Raw genomic sequence first — 18,332 nt, 5'->3', positions numbered from 1 at the left:
AAGCGTGATCGGCTGCGGATCGCGGCGCTCAGAACGCCGCCAGCCAGCTCGCGTCGAATTCCAGTTCGGGCGATTGCGCCAGCTGGTCCAGGCGCGCCTGTCCGGCCTCGGCTTCGTCGGTGCGGCCGGCGGCGCGCAGGGCGGCGACGCGCAGCGCGATCGCGTCCGGATGCTGCTCCAGCCACGGCTTCCATTGCGGCCGCGCCAGCAGGTCGGCCGGGCGGTCCAGCGCGAGCTGCCAGCGGCCGAGCTGGAACAGCGCCGCCTGCGCCACCGCGCCGTTGACCGGTCCGTCGGCGTCGAGCAGACGGGCCAGGTCGTCCGCCGCGCCGGCGAGGTCGCCGGCGGCGCCGCGTTCGAGCGCGGCGACCAGCGGCTGCCACGGTCGCCAGTGCGCCGCGTCCGCGCCGTTCGCGGTGAGGCGCCGGAATTCGTTCGCTGCGGCCTGCGCACGCGGCGCATCGCCCGCCTGCGCGGCGATCGCCACCGTGTCGACCAGCACCTGCACGATGTTGCGCTCCATCGCGGCCTCGGCGTAGAGCCGGCGCGACTGCTCCAGTTCGTCGAAGGCGAGCGGCCAGTCGCGCCGGCGCGCGGCGAGGCCGGCCATCGCCCAGCGCACGTCGGCCTGCCAGTAGGGATTCTTCTCGCGCTCGGCGGCGGCCAGCATCTGCGCGGCCAGCTGGCGCGCATCCTCGCGCTGGCCGAACGGCGCCAGCGTCCACACCAGCTGCGTGCCGGCGAGCATCTGCAGGTTGAGATCGCCGCGCGTGCGCGCCAGCGCGATGGCCTGCTTGAACAGCGCGGCGGCGTCGAGCAGGCGGCCCTGGTTCGCTTCGGTCGCGCCCAGATTGCCGAGCGTGGCGCCTTCCAGGTACGCATCGCCGGCCGCCCGTGCGGCGTCGAGGCCGGTGCGCAGCGCGCTCGCGGCGGCAGCCGCGTCGCCGGCACCGTTGTCGAGGCTGGCCAGGTTCACCAGTACCGAGGCTTCGCCGCGCCGGCTGCCGGCGGCGCGGGCGAGCTCGAGCGCGCGTTCGAAGTGACGGCGCGATTGGCCGAAGCGGCCGCGTTCGTCCTCGACCGAGCCGTAGGCGACCAGCAGGTCGATCAGGGCCAGCGGCCGCCCCTGCGGCGGCAGCGCCGCCAGCGCCTCGTCGAGCAGCGCGGCGGCGCCGTCGAGGTCGCCGCGGCCGAACGCCAGCGAGGCGAGCTGCTTGAGCGCCGGCACCAGCAGGTCGGGATCCTTGCGCTCGCGCGCCGCGGCGGCAACCTTGCCGGCGTTGTCCAGGCTCTGCGCGATCTCGCCGCTGCGCGCCTGCGCCGTCGCCAGGCCGAGGCGCGGCCAGGCCAGGCCGGGATCGTGGTCGAGGCAGATCGAGAAGTACTTCTTGGCCATCGGCGCGTCGCCGCGCAGCTGCGCGTCGAGGCCGCGCGCGTAGGCCTCGGCGACGAACGGATTGGCGCTGCCGGCGGCGCCGACGTCGGCCGGCTGCGGCGGGTCGAGATCGAGCCAGCGCCGCACGCGCGCGACCGCGTCGGCGGCCAGCGCGGCGGGCTCGCTGCCGTGCAGGGTGTCGCGGCGCTCGGCGCCGCCGTCGGCGATCAGGCGGACGTCGAGTTCGTAGACCGGCCCGAGCCGGCGCAGCTCGCCGGCCAGGAAATGCGTCGCGCCGAGCGCGCGGCGCAGCTGCTGCAGCGTCGGCGCATCGAATTGCGCACGGTCGCCGACCACCGCCTGCACGCTGCCGGCGGCGACGATCTCGATCCGCTCGCTGCGCCCGAACAGGCTCGTCATCAGGCCCATCAGGCCGTTGCGCGTCCAGGCCAGCGCGGTCTCGCCGCTGCGGTCGACGACCGGCAGCACCGCCAGGCGCTGCGTCATGCCGAGCGCCGGCGGCACGGATTCGTGCCGCAGCAGCAGGGCCGCGGCGAGCAGCAGCGCCGCCAGCGCCGCCGCGAAGTACCCGATGCGAGCACCGGTGCGCGGTCCGGTCTCCGGGGGCACCGGCGCCAGCGCTACGGGCGGCGGCCCGGCCTGCGCCGGCGCGTCTTCGTCGCCGTCGACGGCGACCACAGGCGCGACCCAGCGTAGGCCGCGGCCGTGCACGGTGCGGATCACGCGCTGCGCGTCGCCGTCGTCGCCGAGCGCGCGGCGCGCCTTGCGCAGCTGCTGCGACAGCGCCGCGTCGGTGACCGGGCGATCGCCCCACAGGGCCGTGTTGAGCTCGCGCTTGGACAGCGCGCGGTCGCGGTTGTGCAGCAGAAGGGCGATAAGGTCGAAGACTTTCGCCTCGATCTCGACCGTTCGTCCGGTGCAGTGGATCTCACGAGCACCGAGATCGATCAGGTACTCTCCGGTGCGGAAGCGTGAAGGGGTGGGCACACCTGTTCCGGGTGTCGCGGGGCCTGAATTCTAAGCTGCCAGTCGGGTCCGGGCCAGACATCGGCCCCCGCCCGGTCCGTTTCCGCACGACCTGCGCATCGACGCGGGTCCTTCGTAAAAAGCTGGAAGCGCCTGTGGCACAGGGAGGCGCCACATCAGTGCTTGATCGACGGAGCAGCGTCCGAAGCGCTCCACGACGGCCGCAGGATGGTCGTCACTTCGGATTCTGCGACTCGAAAGTCCGCCGGGAGGGCGGCTTTTCGGGCTCCCACACGTTAGGCGGCGGCCAGCCGCCTTCATTCAGCACAACAAGGGGATTACTTTGATGCGTCCTTTCGTTTTCCGTATCGCATTGTTGACCTCCGCGCTCGCCGTGGCCGCACCGGCCGCGGCCGCGGACACCGGCGCGGCCTTGCACCGGGCGGCGGCCGCGTCGCCGGCGGCGGCGCCGGTCGCGCCGTCCGTGTCGACCATCCCGGTCGCCGTGCCGACCGTATCGAGCCTCAGCGAAGGCTTCGACGACATCACCCAGCTCGCCGGCCGCGGCTGGTACATGCAGAACAACAGCAGCCCGATCGGCACCATCGGCTGGTTCCAGGGCGTTCCGACCACCGCGACGCCGACCCCCGGCCCGTTCAACGCCTACGACGGCGCGAACAACGCCTACATCGCGGCCAACTTCAACAATGCCTCGAGCACCTCGCCCGGCACGATCAGCAACTGGCTGCTGACGCCGGAGCTGGATTTCGGCGGCAATGCGCAGCTGACCTTCTATACGCGCAAGCCGGCGATCGCCGCCGGCAATCCCGAATACCCCGACCGCCTGGAAGTGCGCTACAGCACCGCCGGCCCCGACACCAACGTCGGCGCCGGCGCGACCGCGGTCGGCGTCTTCACCAACCACGTGCTGACGGTGAACCCGAACCTGGTCGTCGGCGGCTATCCGCAGGCCTGGACGCAGTACACGGTCAGCGGCCTGCCGCGCAACGGCCGCGGCCGCGTCGCATTCCGCTACTTCGTGACCAATGCCGGCAGCGCGGGCACCAATTCGGACTTCATCGGCATCGATCGCGTGGTGTATTCGACGGGCGCGCCGGAGTACCGGGTCGGCGGCAACGTGAGCGGACTGGCCGGCTCGGGACTGGTGCTGCGGCTCAACGGCGGCAACGACCTGTCGGTCGCGGCGAACGGTTCCTTCCAGTTCCCCGCGTACATCCCCAGCGGCGGCGCCTATGCGGTCACCGTCGCCTCGCAGCCGGTCTCCACGCCGCAGCGGACCTGCGCGGTCAGCAACGACTCGGGCCTGATCGGCAGCGGCGACGTCACCAACGTGCAGGTCACCTGCACGGTCAACCAGTACGCCGTCGGCGGCAGCGTCAGCGGCCTCAGCGGCAGCGGCCTGACCCTGCAGCTCAACGGCGGCAGTTCCCTGCCGGTCAGCGCGAACGGCGCGTTCGCGTTCCCGCCGATCATCGACGGTTCGGCGTATTCGGTGACGGTGGCGACGCAGCCGACCGGTCCGGCGCAGATCTGCGGCGTGGCCAACGGTGCCGGCACGCTCGCCGGCGCCGACGTGAGCAATGTCGCGGTGACGTGCGTCGACGCGCTCGCGCAGGTTTCCGCCAGCATCGCCGACGGTCGCGACTACGCCCGCTACAGCCAGGTCGTCGACTACACGGTCAGGCTGAGCAACGCCGGCAACGGCGTGGCGAGCGGGATCGCGCTGTCGTCCGTGCTGTCGGCCGGCCTGAACGACGCACAGGCCCGCTGGATCTGCCTCGACGGCGGCAACGGCGCGGTCTGCGCGCCGACCGGTACGGGTCCGCTGATCGACACGGTCACCTTGCCGGCGGGCGGCAGCCTGACCTGGCTGGTCACCATACCGGTGCGGGCGGTGACCGCCGAGCCGAGGGTGACGTACCAGGTCAACGTCGACGGCGCCATGCTGGCTTCCGACAGCAACACGCTGGTGGTCATCCGCGACGGCTTCGACGTCGACGGCGCCGACGGCACCAACGGCGACGGGTCGCCGCCGCCGATGCTGCAGGGCGCCGCCGCGACGGCGCTGCTGGACGGCGAGTCGAGCCACGTGTTCGCGCTGCCGCCCGCCAGCGTCGCCGGCCGCGTCGAGCGCATGCCGGTGCTGCGCGACGGCGCGCGCGAGGTCGGCGTCGACCGCTTCAGCCTGGGCGCGCGCAGCTACGTGCGCCTGCGCGTCGCCGCGCCGGACGCCGAGCAGGTCAGCCCCTGGTCGGCTGTCGAGGCGGGCGCCGCGCTGGCGATCGCGTCGGTGAAGACCGGCGACGGGCTCGGCTTCCTGCTCGAAGGGGCGGCCGAGCCGCTGCAGGTCGCGCCCGGACGCTGACCCGCGCCCGTTCGCGAGCGGAACCGGCGCGCGGGCCTTGGGTGCCCGCGCGCCACCGTCCGGGCCGTTGCCGGGAACACCCGGCGGCGCTCGGCAAACAATCCTTGCGCGGCGCGATCCGCATTCGACAAGAACGCGCCGGGAAAGCTATAAGTCTCATCAGCTTCCCTCGCCAAGTGCCTTGCATGTCCGAAGAAATCCTGATCAACGTGACTCCGCGGGAGACGCGCGTGGCGCTGGTCGAGAACGGCATGCTGCAGGAGGTGCAGGTCGAGCGCGCGAGCCGGCGCGGTTACGTCGGCAACATCTACAAGGGCAAGGTCAGCCGGGTCATGCCGGGCATGCAGGCGGCCTTCGTCGAGGTCGGCCTGGAACGCGCGGCGTTCCTGCACGCCTCCGACATCGTGCGCCTGCCGGCGCCCCTGATCGGCGACAACGGCGACGCGGCGCCGGCGCCGACGCCGCCGATCGGCGAGCTGGTCCGCGACGGCCAGGAGATCGTGGTGCAGGTGGTCAAGGACCCGATCGGCACCAAGGGCGCGCGCCTGACCACGCACCTGTCGATCCCGTCGCGGCATCTGGTCCTGCTGCCTTACAGCAAGGTGCTCGGCGTTTCCGTGCGCATCGAGGACGAGGCCGAGCGCGCGCGCCTGAAGGAAACCCTGGTCGAGCTGCTCGGCGAGACGCGCTTCGGCTACATCGTTCGCACCAATGCCGAAGGCGAGTCGCGCGAGGCGCTGGCCGAGGACGTCGACTATCTCGGCCGCCTGTGGACGGCGGTGCAGCGCGACATCGAGACGGCCAAGGTCGGCCGCTGCATCTACGAGGACCTCAACCTGCCGCTGCGCGCGCTGCGCGACCTGATGCGGCCGTCGATCGAGAAGGTGCGCGTGGATTCGCGCGAGACCTACGAGCGCGCCTCGCGTTTCGCGCAGCAGTTCATGCCGGAGTTGGCCGAACGGGTGGAGCATTACCCGGGCGAGCGCCCGATCTTCGACCTCAACGGCGTCGAGGACGAGATCCAGAAGGCGCTGCGCAAGGAGGTGCCGCTCAAGTCGGGCGGCTACCTGATCGTCGACCAGACCGAGGCCATGACCACCATCGACGTCAACACCGGCGCGTTCCTCGGCTCGCGCAACCTCGAAGAGACCGTGTTCCGCACCAATCTCGAGGCCGCGCAGGCCGCCGCGCGCCAGCTGCGCCTGCGCAACCTCGGCGGCATCATCATCATCGACTTCATCGACATGACCGACGCCGAGCACCAACGCCAGGTGCTGCGCCAGCTGCAGAAGTCGATGGCGCGCGACCCGGCCAAGGCGACCGTCTACGACATGTCGCCGCTGGGCCTGGTGGAGATGACGCGCAAGCGCACCACCGAGAGCCTTGAGCGCCAGTTGTGTGAGCCATGCCCGGCCTGCAGCGGCCGCGGCAGCCTGAAGACCGCCGAGACCGTGACCTACGAGATCTTCCGCGAGATCACGCGCGCGGTGCGCCAGTTCGAAGCCAAGCAGCTGCTCGTGCTGGCCGCGCCGAAGGTCGTCAACCGGATCCTCGAGGAGGATTCCGCCGCGGTCGCCGAGCTGGAGGAGTTCATCGGCAAGACGATCCGCTTCCAGGCCGAGGAGCACTATTCGCAGGAACAGTACGATGTCGTCGTGCTGTAGCGCGTGCCCGTGCCCGTGACGACGCCCTGGCGCGCGCGTCTGCATCGCCTGCGGTTCGTCGCCCTGGCCGCCGCCAGCGCGCTGGTGATCGTGCTCGGCCTGCTGGCCGGGCTGATCCAGCTCGCGCTGCCGTGGGTCGAGCGCCATCCGCAGCAGGTCGAACAGTGGCTGTCGCAGCGCCTCGGCCGGACGGTCACGATCGGCCACGTCGACGGCGCCTGGGTCGGCGGCGGCCCGGTGCTCGCGCTGGAGGACGTGCGCATCGCCGCGACCGATCCGCAGGCCGCGCCGTTCGCGATCCCGAATGCCGAACTCGCGTTCAATCCCTGGGCCGTGTTCCGGCGCAACCACGCGCTCAGCGAGTTCCGCATCGGCGGCCTCGACCTGCAACTGGTGCGCGTCGACGGCGCCTGGCAGCTGCACGGCCTGGACCTCGCGCCGCGCAGCGACGAGGAGACGTTCTCGATGGGCGCGCTCGGCGCGATCGAGATCCGCGACTCGAAGTTCGTCGTGCGCGACGCCGAGCACGATCTCGACCTCGCCCTCGGCGTGCCGGTGCTGCGCCTGCTCAACCGCGGCGAGATCACCCGCGTGGTCGGCCGCGTGCGCCTGCTCGGCAGCGATTCGCCGCCGGCCGAGCTGGTCGCCGATCTCGACATCAACCGCCGCTCCGGCCAGATCTACGTCGGCGGGCGCGACCTCGACCTGGCGCGCGCGGCCGCGCGCCAGACGCCGGGCGGCCTGCTGATCGCCGGCGGCCGCGGCGACGTGCAGGTCTGGGCGCGCGTCGAGGCGGCGCGGCTGGCCGACGTGCGCGCGCGGGTCGATCTGCGCGAGGCGCAGTTCGGCGGCGTGGTGCCGATCCTGCTCGACGGCAGGACCCCGCTCGACGAACCGGCCGCGGTGGTGCCGCGGGCGGCGTTCGAGCGCCTCGCCTTCGTCGCGCGCTGGCGGCGCGAGGACGGCGGCTGGAGCTTCGACCTGGCCGACTTCGTCGCCGACGCCGGTCCCGGTGCGCAGCCGGCGCGCTTCAGCCTCGAGCGCCGCGGCGACGAGGCCGACCCGCAGTACCGCGCCGGCGCCGTCGCGCTGCCGCTGGAACCGCTCGGCAGCCTGGCGATGCTGTTCGCCTCGGCGCCGGAAGGCCTGCGCCGCTGGCTGTATCTGGCGCATCCGCGCGGCGTCGTGACGAACGCGGGGCTGCGCTGGAACGGCGCCGCCGACTACGACGTCGACGCGCAGCTGCGCGGCCTCGACCTGGCCGAGGCCGGTCGCGTCCCGGGCGTCGAGCGCATCGATCTGGACCTGCGCGGCGATGCGCAGTCGCTGCTGCTGGAAATCCCGCAGCAGGCGCTGCGCATCGACTATCCGCGCGTGTTCCGCAAGCCGTTCCTGTACTCGCAGTTCGGCGGCGACGTGGTCGTGCGCAAGGGCGAGGACGGCTGGCGCATCGAGACCGACCGCCTCGCCTTCGAGGGCGAAGGTTACGGCGGCGAGCTGCGCGGCGCGATCGAGCTGCACCCGGAGCGGCGGCCGTTCCTCGACCTGTATGCCGCGATCACGCACGGCGAGGTCGTCGCGGCCAAGCTGTTCTGGCCGACCACCAACATGTCGCCGAAGGCGATCGCCTGGCTCGACCGCGGCCTGGCCGGCGGCCGCATCGTCGGCGCGCGCGCGGCGCTGCGCGGCGATCTGGCCGACTGGCCGTTCCGCGAGAACAGCGGCCGCATGATCGCGCGCGCCGAGGTCGAGGGGCTGGATCTCGTCTACGACGCCAACTGGCCGCGCGCCGAGAAGGTGCACGCCTTCGCCACGTTCGAGAACAGCGGCATGCACGTGGACGTGGCGTCGGCGGAATCGATGGGCAATTCGGTCGGCGAGTCCAGCGCGACGATCGCCGACTTCAACCTGGCCGTGCTCGAGCTCGAGGTCAAGGGCGAGGGCAGCGGCGCGAACCTGCTCGGCTTCATGCGCGCAACGCCGATCGGCAAGCGCAACGAGGACGCGCTGAAGGATCTGGACATCGGCGGCAAGGGCCAGCTCGCGCTGAAGCTGAACCTGCCGATCAAGCAGGTCGAGACGCTGAGCCTGGACGGCAGTGTCGATCTCTCCGGCGCGAAGGTCGACCAGCGCGCCTACGACCTGCACTTCACCGAGGCGTCCGGCAAGCTGCGCTTCACCCAGAAGGGCATGACGGTGGACGGCCTGGACGCGACGTTCCGCGGCCGGCCGGTCAAGTTCTCGCTGGCGCTGGCCGGAGCGGTCGCCGATCCGCGCCATGCCTTCGAGGCCGGCCTCAGCGGCCGCTTTCCGGCAACCACGGTGTTCGCCGACGTGCCCTCGATCCTGCCGGCGCTGGCGCGCCTGCCGGGCGAATCGGTGTGGAAGGCCAATGTCGACATCGACACCGCCGCCGCCGGCGGGCGCAAGCGCCTGACCCTGCAGAGCGACCTGCGCGGCACCGCGATCGACCTGCCGGCGCCGCTGGCCAAGGGCGCGGATGCCTCGCTGCCGTTCAAGCTGGCTCTCGACCTGCCGTACGCCGGACAGACGTTCGAAGCTTCGCTCGGCGGCCTCGTCGCCGCGCGCGTGCGCCTGCCGGACGCCCGCCAGCCGCTCGCCGCGCGCGTGGAGTTCGGCGCCGCGACGCCCGGTGCGCTGCCGACGCAGGGCGTTTCCGTGGGCGGCCGCACACCGAGTCTGGACGGCGGCGGCTGGATCGACCTGGCCCAGCTCGGCGGCAGCGCCGGCACGGGCGCCGGCGGCCTGCTGCGCGGGGTCGACCTGCGCATCGACGACCTGCTGCTCGGCGGGCGCGGCTTCGGCGAGATGCGGCTGGCGATCGACAGCAGCGCCGCGGCGACGACGATCCGCCTCGACGGCGCGGCGGCGTCCGGCGGCCTGACCATTCCCAACGTCGACCTCGCGCGCCAGGGCGTGACCGCGCGCTTCGACCGCGTGCACTGGCCGGAAGGGCCGGAGCCGACCGCCGGTGGCGACGACGCGAATGCGCTCGCCGACACGGCGCCGGCGTCGATCCCGCCGCTGCACCTGGTGGTCGACGATTTCCGCCTCGGCAAGGCGAGCTTCGGCGCCGCCGAGTTCGAGAGCCGGCCGATCGCCAACGGCATGCAGATCGACAAGCTGCAGGCGCGGTCGCCGAACCTGGACATGAAGGCCAGCGGCGAGTGGACCGGCGGCGCGAAGAACTCGCGCTCGCGCCTGACGATCGAGCTGTCGGCGCACAATATGGGCCAGATGATGGCCGCACTCGGCTTTCCCGGCCTGATCGACGGCGGCGCCGCGCGCGCGACGATCGCCGCCTCCTGGGCCGGGCCGCCGTCCGCATTCGCGCTGTCGCGGCTGGATGGTTCGCTGGACATCGACGTCGCCGAAGGGCGCATCCCCGAGGTCGAACCCGGCGCCGGGCGCATCTTCGGCCTGCTCTCGCTGACCGAGATTCCGCGCCGGCTGACGCTGGATTTCAGCGACTTCTTCAAGTCAGGCCTGAGCTTCAATTCGATCAAGGGCAAGTTCCGCCTGGCCGACGGCGACGCCTACACCGACGGCCTGACCATCAACAGCCCCGCCGCCGACATCGTCATCACCGGCCGCACCGGCCTGCGCGCGAAGGACTACGACCAGCAGATGATGGTCAGCCCGCACGCCGGCGTGACCCTGCCGATCGTCGGCGCGATCGCCGGCGGCCCGGTCGGCGCGGCGGCCGGCCTGGTCATGCAGGGGATCCTGCACAAGCCGCTGGGCAAGGTCATCGCGATGCGCTACCAGGTCACCGGCTCGTGGGAGAAGCCCAAGATCGTCGCGCTGGCGCGGGAATCGCGCGAGGCCGCCAGGAACCGCGATTCCGGCCGGAAAAACCCGCCGAAGTCCAAGGACTTGCGTTGAAGTCGATTGCGCTGCAGCATGCGCGCCCCCATAAGTCGGGACAGGATCTTCCGCTGTTCCGAATCTCCAGTCCCCAATCTCCAATCCCGGCTCTTCCATGGATCTGATCACCCAAGCCGAGCAGCGCCTGCTGCGCCCCGGCGGCCTCGCCGCCGCCGACCTCGACGGCATCTTCGCGCGCCTGATGGGCCCGTCGATCGACGCCGCCGACCTTTATTTCCAGCACTCGCGCAGCGAGTCGTGGCTGCTCGAGGACGGCATCGTCAAGGACGGCAACCACTCCATCGAGCAGGGGGTGGGCGTGCGCGCGCTGTCGGGCGAGAAGGCCGGCTTCGCCTATTCCGACGAGATCGTGCTGCCGGCCCTGCTCGAGGCGGCCGGCTCGGCGCGCGCCATCGCGCGCGCCGGCGCGAACGGCGTCGGCAAGCCGCTGGCGATCGCCAGCGGCCGCGGCCTGTATCCGGCGATCGATCCGATCGACAGCCTGAGCAACGAGGCGAAGATCGCCGTGCTGCGCGAGGTGGATGCCTACTGCCGCGCGCAGGATCCGCGCGTGAAGCAGGTCATCGTCAGCCTCGCCGCGGCGCTCGACACCGTGCTGATCGCGCAGTCCGACGGCACGCTCGCCGCCGACGTGCGCCCGCTGGTACGCATGAACGTGCAGGTGATCGCCGAGCAGAACGGCCGCCGCGAATCGGGCAGCCACGGTGGCGGCGGCCGCTACGGCTTCGACGAACTGCTCGCCAATGGCCGCGCGCACGCGTTCGCGCGCGAGGCCGTGCGCGTGGCCCTGGTCAACCTCGAATCGGTGCCGGCGCCGGCCGGCACGCTGCCCGTCGTGCTCGGCCCGGGCTGGCCGGGCGTGCTGCTGCACGAGGCGATCGGCCACGGCTTCGAGGGCGACTTCAACCGCAAGGAAACCTCCGCCTTCGCCGGCATGCTCGGCGAGAAGGTGGCCGCCGACGGCGTTACCGTCGTCGACGACGGCACGCTGGCCGGGCGCCGCGGTTCGCTCAGCATCGACGACGAAGGCACGCCGACGAACTGCACGGTGCTGGTCGAGAACGGCGTGATGAAGGGCTACATGCAGGACAAGCTCAACGCGCGCCTGATGGGCATGCGCTCGACCGGCAACGGCCGCCGCGAATCGTTCGCGCACCTGCCGATGCCGCGCATGACCAACACCTACATGCTGCCCGGCGAACGCGACCCGGGCGAGATCATCGCCTCCGTGCAGCGCGGCCTGTACGCGGTCAACTTCGGCGGCGGCCAGGTCGACATCACCAACGGCAAGTTCACCTTCTCGGCGAGCGAGGCCTACCTGATCGAGGACGGCAAGATCACGCGGCCGGTCAAGGGCGCCACCCTGATCGGCTCCGGCGCCGACGTGCTCAAGCGCGTGTCGATGATCGGCAACGACCTGCAGCTCGACGAGGGTGTCGGTGTCTGCGGCAAGGACGGGCAGAGCGTGCCGGTCGGCGTCGGCCAGCCGACCCTGAAGATCGAAAGCATGACCGTCGGAGGCACCGCGGCATGACGCCGGCGCGCCGGGCGCGCGGCCTGCGCCGGCTCGCGATCGTCGCGCTGGCGTGCGTCGCGGCCTTCGCGCAGGCGCACGCGGCGCCGGCCTCGCCGGTCGCCGCGAAGAGCTGCGCGGCGCTGAAGGGCCGCGTCGACGCGGTGGCGGGCAAGGGCGCGTTATTCCTGCGCAGCTACGACGGCGAAGGCGCAAGCCAGGCGCAGGAACCGGCGCTGAAGACCGCCGCCTTCGTCTACGACCAGGCGCTCGCGGTGATCGCGCTGAGCGCGTGCGACGCGCTGCCGCAGGCCTCGCGCGTCGGCGAGGCGCTGCGCCTGGCCGCGAACACGGATACGCGCCTGCGCAATGCGTATCGCGCCGGCCCGGTCGGCGAGAAGGTGCTCCGCAACGGTTGGTGGGACGCGGCGCAGCAGCGCTGGGTCGAGGACGGCTACCAGGCCGGCACCGCCACCGGCAACGTCGCCTGGGCCGCGCTGGCGCTGCTCGCCCTGCATCAGGCGACGCACGAGGCGAAATGGCTCGACGCGGCGCGCAGCCTCGGCCGCTGGGTCGTCGCCGGGCAGTCCGATACACGCGGCGCCGGCGGGTTCCGCGGCGGCGTGAACGGTTTCGACGAAGCGCCGGTACCGCTCGACTGGAAATCGACCGAGCACGCGCTCGATCTGGTCGCGCTGTTCGACTGGCTCGCCGCGATCGATCGCGGCGGCGGCTGGGACAAGCCCGCGAGCGCGGCGCGCACGTTCCTCGCCACGCAGTGGGACGAGCGCGACGGCCGCTTCGCGATCGGCACCGGCGTCGACGGCGTGCAACCGAACCTGCAGACCTCCGCGCTCGACGTGCAGCTGTGGTCGCAGCTGGTGCCGCGCGCCGAGCCGCGCTGGAAGCGCGCGCTGGCGTACGCCGAACGCACCCACGCGGTCGATTGCGGCTTCGATTTCGACGCCGACCGCGACGGCATCTGGCTGGAAGGCACCGCGCAGGCGGCGCTGGCCTACCGCGTGCGCGGCGAGCGCGCGGCGGCCGACCGGCGCCTGGCTTGCATCGCGCGCGAATTCGCTCCCGGCGGCTACGTCTACGCGACGCGCGAGCCGCGCATCACCACCGGGCTGGCGGCGGACGCGTACTACTTCCGCCTGCCGCACTTGGGCGCGACGGCTTGGGCCGCGCTGGCGGCGCTGGGCCGCAATCCGTATGTCCCGGCTCGCTGAGCGTGCGGCGTCAGTCGGCCTCGTCGTCGGCGGAAGTCTCGCCGGCGGCCGCGGCTGCCGCGTCGCGCAGCACGCGGAACAGCTCGCGCTGCGCGTGCGGCGGCTTGTTCGCCTTGCGTTCGGCCACCGCGTTGCGCACGAGCTGGCGCAGGTGCTGGCGGTCGACCGACGGATGCGCAGCCACGAATTCGGCCAGCGCGTCGTCGCCTTCCTCGAGCAGGCGTTCGCGCCACGCTTCCACGCGGTGCAGCGCGGCGGCTTCGCGATGCGCGGCGACGCGGTCGTGCGCCAGCGCCTTGCGGATCGCCTCGAGCGCCTCGTCGTCGAGCTTGCGCATCTGCTTGGCCAGGAACTGCGTCTGCCGCTTGCGCGCGATGTGCGAGGTGACGGCGCGCGTGCGCAGCACCTCCTCGCGCAGGTCGTCGTCGAGCGGCACGCGCGCGAGCTGCGCGTCGCTCAAGGAGGCCAGCGCCTCGGCGAGCTTGAAGATGTCGAGCGCGTCGCGACGCAGCTGGCTGCGGCTGGGGCCGGTGAAGTCGTCGTCGAAGTCGTCGGTGTCGTGCATTCGTAGACCACAATGGATGCCCGCCTGCGCGGGCATGAAGAGATGAAAAGCATGCCGTATCGCGGCGAGGGCCGCTACGGCGATCGAGGACAGTCCGTGAATTCCGTATTGAACCATGATGCCACCTCCACCGAACTCGAGCGTCTCGCACAGATCGCCGAGGATGTGATCCGCCGCTGCCGCGCCAAGGGCGCGAGCGAGGCCGACGTCGCCGCCAGCGTCGATTCCGGGCTCAGCGTCGGCGTGCGCCTGGGCGAAGTGGAGACGGTGGAGCGCACGCGCGACCGCGGCGTCTCGCTGACGGTCTACTTCGGCAAGCGCAAGGGCTCGGCCAGCACCGCCGACCTCGATCCGGCCTCGATCGAGCAGACCATCGAGCACGCCTGCGCGATCGCGCGCTACACCGAGGAGGACCCGGCCAACGGGCTCGCCGACGCCGCGCTGATGGCGAAGGAGATCCCCGACCTGGACCTGTGGCATCCGTGGGAGATCACGGCCGAGGAAGCGATCCGGCTGGGCCTGGAGATCGAGGACGCCGGCCGCGCGTTCGACCCGCGCATCGACAACTCCGACGGCGCCGCGGTGCAGGTCGGCGCGTCGATGACCGCCTACGCCAACTCGCTCGGCTTCGTCGGCACCGAACGCGGCACGCATCATTCGCTGTCCGTCGCGCTGATCGCCGAGGACGAGAACGGCATGCAGCGCGACTACTGGTACGACAGCGTGCGCGCGGCCGGCGATTTCGCCGCGGCGGATTTCATCGGCCGCAAGGCGGCCGAGCGCACGGTCGCGCGGCTCGGTGCGCGCGGCCTGTCCACGCGCGACTGCCCGGTGCTGTTCGTGCCGGAAGTCGCGCGCGGGCTGATCGGGCATTTCCTGTCGGCGGCCAGCGGCGGCGCGCTGTACCGCAAGGCGAGCTTCCTCGTCGATCACGTCGGCAAGCCGGTCTTTCCGGCGTGGATGCAAATCACCGAGCGCCCGCGGCTTCCGCGCGGGCACGGCTCCAGCGCGTTCGACGCCGAAGGCGTGGCGACGCGCGATTCGGACCTGGTCACCGACGGCGTGCTGGCGCGCTACATCCTCGGCAGCTACTCGGCGCGCAAGCTCGGCCTGCAGACCACCGCCAACGCGGGCGGCATCCACAACGTCGTCGTGCAGCCCGGCGAGGACGACTTCGCCGCGCTGCTCCAGCGCATGCACACCGGGCTGCTGGTGACCGAGCTGATGGGGCAGGGCGTCTCGCTGATCACCGGCGACTACTCGCGCGGCGCGACCGGCTTCTGGGTCGAGAACGGCGAGATCGTGCATCCGGTCGAGGAAGTCACGATCGCGGCCAACCTGCGCGACATGTACGCCAACGTCGTCGCGGTCGGCCGCGACGTCGACCCGCGTTCGCACATCCTCACCGGATCGATCCTGCTCGAACGCATGACCGTCGCCGGCGAATGACGGGGCCGCGACGCGACGGCGCATGACTTCCTGCGGTTGACCCCGGCATCGCGCGGCGCGAGAGTGGAGTCGTTCGGAACGGGCCTGGTCGGAGCGTGCCTGATCGGTACGGAGCTTTCCGGAGCGGACCCGTTCGGGACGAACCTGTTCAGAAGCGGAGACCTGCGATGAGCGAGACTACCGGTTCACCCGTCGACCAGCCCCCCGTGGCGCTGTCGAGCGACGAACGCACCTGGGCGCTGATCGGCCACCTGTCGGCGTTCAGTTTCTTCATCACCGGCATCGGCTGCGTGCTCGGCCCGCTGATCGTCTGGCTGGTCAAGCGCGACACCCTGCCGTTCGCCGGCGAGCAGGCGAAGGAAGCGCTGAACTTCAACATCACGATGGTGCTGGCGTTCGTCGCGCTGGTGGCGTTCACGGTGCTGACTTTCGGCATCGGCGTGGTGCTGACGTGGCCGATCGGCGCCGCGCTGTTCATCGCCTGGATCGTGCTGACGATCATCGCCGCGATCAAGGCGAACGAAGGCGTCGCCTACCGCTATCCGTTCACGCTGCGCCTGGTGAGCTGAGACCGCCCGGCCGCGCGGCTCAGGCCGCGCGGTAGTGGTCCTGCATCGGATAGCGCCGCGCGTACAGCGCGAATGCGAGCGCGGCGAGGAACGCGAAGCCGGCGAAGAAGAACATCAGGAACGCGTTCTGCCCGAAACCGGTGCCGGCGATCTGCGCCGTCACCGCCTCGTTGCGCACCGCCGCGTTGGTGACCAGCACCCACAGGTTGCCGTAGGACACCGACAGCAGCCAGAAGCTCATGATGGCGCCCTTCATCGCGCGCGGCGCCTGGCTGTAGGCGAACTCCAGCCCGGTCGCCGAGACCAGCACCTCGCCGAAGGTGAGCAGCGCGTACGGCGCGATCTGCCAGGCGATCGACACCGCGTCGCCGCCGTCGATCTGCAGCTGGATCAGGCCGGCCACGACCCAGGAGAGGCCGGAGAACGCCAGGCCCACGCCCATGCGCCGCAGCGCGGTGACCTCGATGCCCAGCCGCTGCAGGAACGGATACAGCACGAGGTTGTTGAACGGGATGATCAGCATCACCAGGATCGGGTTCAGCGCCTGCATCTGCGCCGGTGACTTCACCAGCCAGCCCGGCCACCACCATTGCTCGGTCGGCATGCGCATCGCGTCGCCCTGGATGACCCAGGTCGAGGCCTTCTGGTCGAACAGCGACCAGAACGGGGTGATCAGCGCGAACACGATGAGGATGCGCAGCACCGCGCTGACGCCGTCGACCGCTTCGTCCGGATGCGCGCCGCGCGCGCGTTCGAGCTGCATCGAGGTGCCGACGCCGCCGAACGCGATGAGCAGGCCGAGCGCGACCAGCACGGCGATGACGAAGTCCGAACGCACCAGCCAGGCCAGCGCGGCCAGCGCCAGCAGGCCGCCGAGGCCGGCCACGATCAGGCCCGGGCGCCCGCGGCCCGGCGACTGCGCCAGCAGCGCGGTGCGCGCCACGCGCAGGAACGAATGCGGATTGGGCGGCGACGGCGGCACCATCACGTACTTGCGCCGGCCGAGCCAGAACACGAACGTGGCCACGAACATCAGCGCGCCCGGAATGCCGAAGGCGACCGCCGGACCGTAGCTGCGCAGGAAGATCGGCATCAGCAGCGAGGCGAAGAACGAGCCGAAGTTGATCGTCCAGTAGAACGCGTCGTAGACCACCTTGGCCAGGTGCTTGTTGCCCTGGTCGAACTGATCGCCGACGAAGGCGGAGACCAGCGGCTTGATGCCGCCGGAGCCGAGCGCGATCAGGAACAGGCCGGTGTAGAAGCCGGCGCGGTTGTCGGTGCTCAGCGCCAGGCACACGAAGCCCAGGCAGTACACTAGCGACAGCCACAGCGTGGTGCGGTACTTGCCGAAGAAGCGGTCCGACAGCCAGCCGCCGAGCAGCGGGAAGAAGTACACGCCGATGACGAAGGTGTGGAACACGTCCTTGGCGATGCCGGCGCGTTCGGCTTCCGGCGCGAACAGCAGCAGGCTGCCGATCAGGAACGGCGTGAGGATGTTGCGCATCCCGTAGAAGCCGAAGCGCTCGCACGCCTCGTTGCCGATGATGTAGGGGATCTGGCGCGGAATGCGCGCTTGCGCGGCGGCCGGGGCGGTGGTCGTCGTCATCGCGGGATCGGGCTGCGGGGGAGGCCCAAGCCTAACCCATCGCGGCGGCGCGGCGCTCGTCCGGCGCGCCGCGGGCGGGAAGGTGTCGCCGCCGGCGGATTCAGGCGCGGCGTTCGGCGACGAAGCGGGCGAGGTCGCGCAGCGGTTCGGCGTGTGGGCCCAGCGCGGCGATCGCATCGAGCGCGCGCACGGTCAGCGCGGCGAGTTCGGCGCGCGAGGCCTCCACGCCGAGGATCGCCGGATAGGTCGGCTTGTTCGCCGCGACGTCCTTGCCGGCGGTCTTGCCGAGCTGCTCGGTGCCGGCCTCGATGTCGAGCAGGTCGTCGCGGACCTGGAAGGCGAGGCCGATGCAGTGGCCGTAGGTTTCCAGCGCATCGAGCGCGCGCGTGTCGGCACAGCCGGCGCCGAGCGCGCCCAGTCGCACGGAAGCGCGGATCAGCGCACCGGTCTTGTGCACGTGCATGCGCTCGAGTTCGGCCGGCGCCAGCTTGCGGCCGACCGCCGCCAGGTCGAAGGCCTGCCCGCCGGCCATGCCGTGCGAGCCGCAGGCGAGCGCGAGCACGCGCAGCATCTCCAGCCGGGTCTGCGCGTCGACGGTCAGCGCCGCGTCGTTCGCGAGCACCTCGAAGGCGAGCGCCTGCAGCGCGTCGCCGGCGAGGATCGCCATCGCCTCGCCGAACGCGACGTGGCAGGTCGGGCGGCCGCGTCGCAGGGAGTCGTCGTCCATCGCCGGCAGGTCGTCGTGCACCAGCGAGTAGGCGTGAATGATCTCGACTGCGGCCGCTGGCGCGTCGAGCGCTTCCGGCGCGGCGCCGAACGCGCTTCCGGTGGCGTAGACCAGCAGCGGACGCAGCCGCTTGCCGCCGCCGAGGACGGCGTAGCGCATTGCGCGATGCAGTTCGACCGGCGGCTGTTCGTCCGGCGGCAGCAAGCGCGCGAGCGCGTCGTCGGCGCGCGCGGACAGCGCGATCAGTTCAGGCGTCAGCTCGGTCACGGGAAAGATCAACGCTCCATTCAAAGTGTGCGGCCGTGGACGGCCGCTGCGGATTGGCGCACGGCATGAGCGTTACGCCGACG

At 71.7% G+C, this 18,332-nt stretch carries 11 protein-coding genes; 7 read left to right on the top strand and 4 right to left on the bottom strand.

The annotated features are described in order from the left end of the window. Positions 1 to 28 precede the first annotated feature (28 nt). Positions 29 to 2,383: a winged helix-turn-helix domain-containing protein gene (locus ACFO6Q_RS09860; protein WP_380020505.1), complete on the bottom strand. Its 2,355-nt coding sequence runs from the start codon at positions 2,381 to 2,383 to the stop codon at positions 29 to 31. Positions 2,384 to 2,708: 325 nt separating this feature from the next. Between ACFO6Q_RS09860 and ACFO6Q_RS09855 the strand changes: the two genes are divergently transcribed. The 5 genes from ACFO6Q_RS09855 to ACFO6Q_RS09835 all read left to right on the top strand — a co-directional run bounded on the left by ACFO6Q_RS09855 (position 2,709) and on the right by ACFO6Q_RS09835 (position 13,066). Beyond that, a complete protein-coding gene (locus ACFO6Q_RS09855) occupies positions 2,709 to 4,748 on the top strand; it encodes a choice-of-anchor J domain-containing protein (RefSeq protein WP_380020504.1) in 2,040 nt (679 codons plus the stop codon). Positions 4,749 to 4,933: 185 nt separating this feature from the next. Beyond that, on the top strand, positions 4,934 to 6,412 hold the full coding sequence (rng, locus tag ACFO6Q_RS09850; protein WP_380020502.1) for a ribonuclease G: 1,479 nt from the start codon (positions 4,934 to 4,936) through the stop codon (positions 6,410 to 6,412). Positions 6,413 to 6,427: 15 nt separating this feature from the next. Continuing rightward, positions 6,428 to 10,318 carry a YhdP family protein gene (locus tag ACFO6Q_RS09845; protein WP_380020500.1) on the top strand — a complete coding sequence of 1,297 codons (3,891 nt, stop codon included), beginning with the start codon at positions 6,428 to 6,430 and terminating at the stop codon, positions 10,316 to 10,318. A gap of 97 nt (positions 10,319 to 10,415) precedes the next feature. Continuing rightward, positions 10,416 to 11,855 carry a metalloprotease TldD gene (tldD, locus tag ACFO6Q_RS09840; protein WP_380020498.1) on the top strand — a complete coding sequence of 480 codons (1,440 nt, stop codon included), beginning with the start codon at positions 10,416 to 10,418 and terminating at the stop codon, positions 11,853 to 11,855. Further along, the gene (locus tag ACFO6Q_RS09835) at positions 11,852 to 13,066 is read left to right on the top strand and encodes a hypothetical protein (RefSeq protein ID WP_380020497.1); all 1,215 of its coding nucleotides are present in this window, start codon (positions 11,852 to 11,854) and stop codon (positions 13,064 to 13,066) included. Before tldD ends, ACFO6Q_RS09835 begins: the two co-directional genes overlap by 4 nt. 10 nt (positions 13,067 to 13,076) lie before the next feature. Here ACFO6Q_RS09835 and yjgA read toward each other — a convergent pair whose 3' ends face one another. Next, entirely contained in the window at positions 13,077 to 13,631 is a 555-nt protein-coding gene (yjgA, locus tag ACFO6Q_RS09830; RefSeq protein ID WP_380020495.1) for a ribosome biogenesis factor YjgA, read from the bottom strand. A 96-nt stretch (positions 13,632 to 13,727) separates the two neighbouring features. On the opposite strand from yjgA, the gene pmbA reads away from it, so the two are divergent. Both pmbA and ACFO6Q_RS09820 read left to right on the top strand, forming a co-directional pair. Beyond that, positions 13,728 to 15,080 (top strand): metalloprotease PmbA, encoded by a 1,353-nt coding sequence (gene pmbA, locus ACFO6Q_RS09825; protein ID WP_380020493.1) that lies wholly within the window; start codon positions 13,728 to 13,730, stop codon positions 15,078 to 15,080. Between the two features lie 167 nt (positions 15,081 to 15,247). Then, positions 15,248 to 15,649 carry a DUF4870 domain-containing protein gene (locus ACFO6Q_RS09820; protein WP_380020492.1) on the top strand — a complete coding sequence of 134 codons (402 nt, stop codon included), beginning with the start codon at positions 15,248 to 15,250 and terminating at the stop codon, positions 15,647 to 15,649. A 19-nt stretch (positions 15,650 to 15,668) separates the two neighbouring features. On the opposite strand, the gene ACFO6Q_RS09815 is transcribed toward ACFO6Q_RS09820, so the two are convergent. Further along, positions 15,669 to 17,255 carry a POT-type proton-dependent oligopeptide transporter gene (locus ACFO6Q_RS09815; RefSeq protein ID WP_380020491.1) on the bottom strand — a complete coding sequence of 529 codons (1,587 nt, stop codon included), beginning with the start codon at positions 17,253 to 17,255 and terminating at the stop codon, positions 15,669 to 15,671. A 100-nt stretch (positions 17,256 to 17,355) separates the two neighbouring features. Continuing rightward, a complete protein-coding gene (gene ispA, locus ACFO6Q_RS09810; RefSeq protein ID WP_380020730.1) occupies positions 17,356 to 18,240 on the bottom strand; it encodes a (2E,6E)-farnesyl diphosphate synthase in 885 nt (294 codons plus the stop codon). Positions 18,241 to 18,332 lie beyond the last annotated feature (92 nt).

Source organism: Dokdonella ginsengisoli, assembly GCF_042652785.1.
GTDB classification, from domain to species: Bacteria; Pseudomonadota; Gammaproteobacteria; order Xanthomonadales; family Rhodanobacteraceae; genus Dokdonella_A; species Dokdonella_A ginsengisoli.
The sequence above is the reverse complement of the archived record's forward strand: the minus strand, read 5'-3'. Positions and strand labels throughout refer to the sequence as shown.

What these genes read in the sequence shown, in the direction of transcription:
- ACFO6Q_RS09820 (WP_380020492.1), top strand. Translation starts at nt 15,248, where the DNA reads ATGAGCGAGACTACCGGTTCACCCGTCGACCAGCCCCCCGTGGCGCTG.
- ACFO6Q_RS09815 (WP_380020491.1), bottom strand. Translation starts at nt 17,255, where the DNA reads ATGACGACGACCACCGCCCCGGCCGCCGCGCAAGCGCGCATTCCGCGC.
- ACFO6Q_RS09835 (WP_380020497.1), top strand. Translation starts at nt 11,852, where the DNA reads ATGACGCCGGCGCGCCGGGCGCGCGGCCTGCGCCGGCTCGCGATCGTC.
- rng (WP_380020502.1), top strand. Translation starts at nt 4,934, where the DNA reads ATGTCCGAAGAAATCCTGATCAACGTGACTCCGCGGGAGACGCGCGTG.
- ACFO6Q_RS09855 (WP_380020504.1), top strand. Translation starts at nt 2,709, where the DNA reads ATGCGTCCTTTCGTTTTCCGTATCGCATTGTTGACCTCCGCGCTCGCC.
- yjgA (WP_380020495.1), bottom strand. Translation starts at nt 13,631, where the DNA reads ATGCACGACACCGACGACTTCGACGACGACTTCACCGGCCCCAGCCGC.
- tldD (WP_380020498.1), top strand. Translation starts at nt 10,416, where the DNA reads ATGGATCTGATCACCCAAGCCGAGCAGCGCCTGCTGCGCCCCGGCGGC.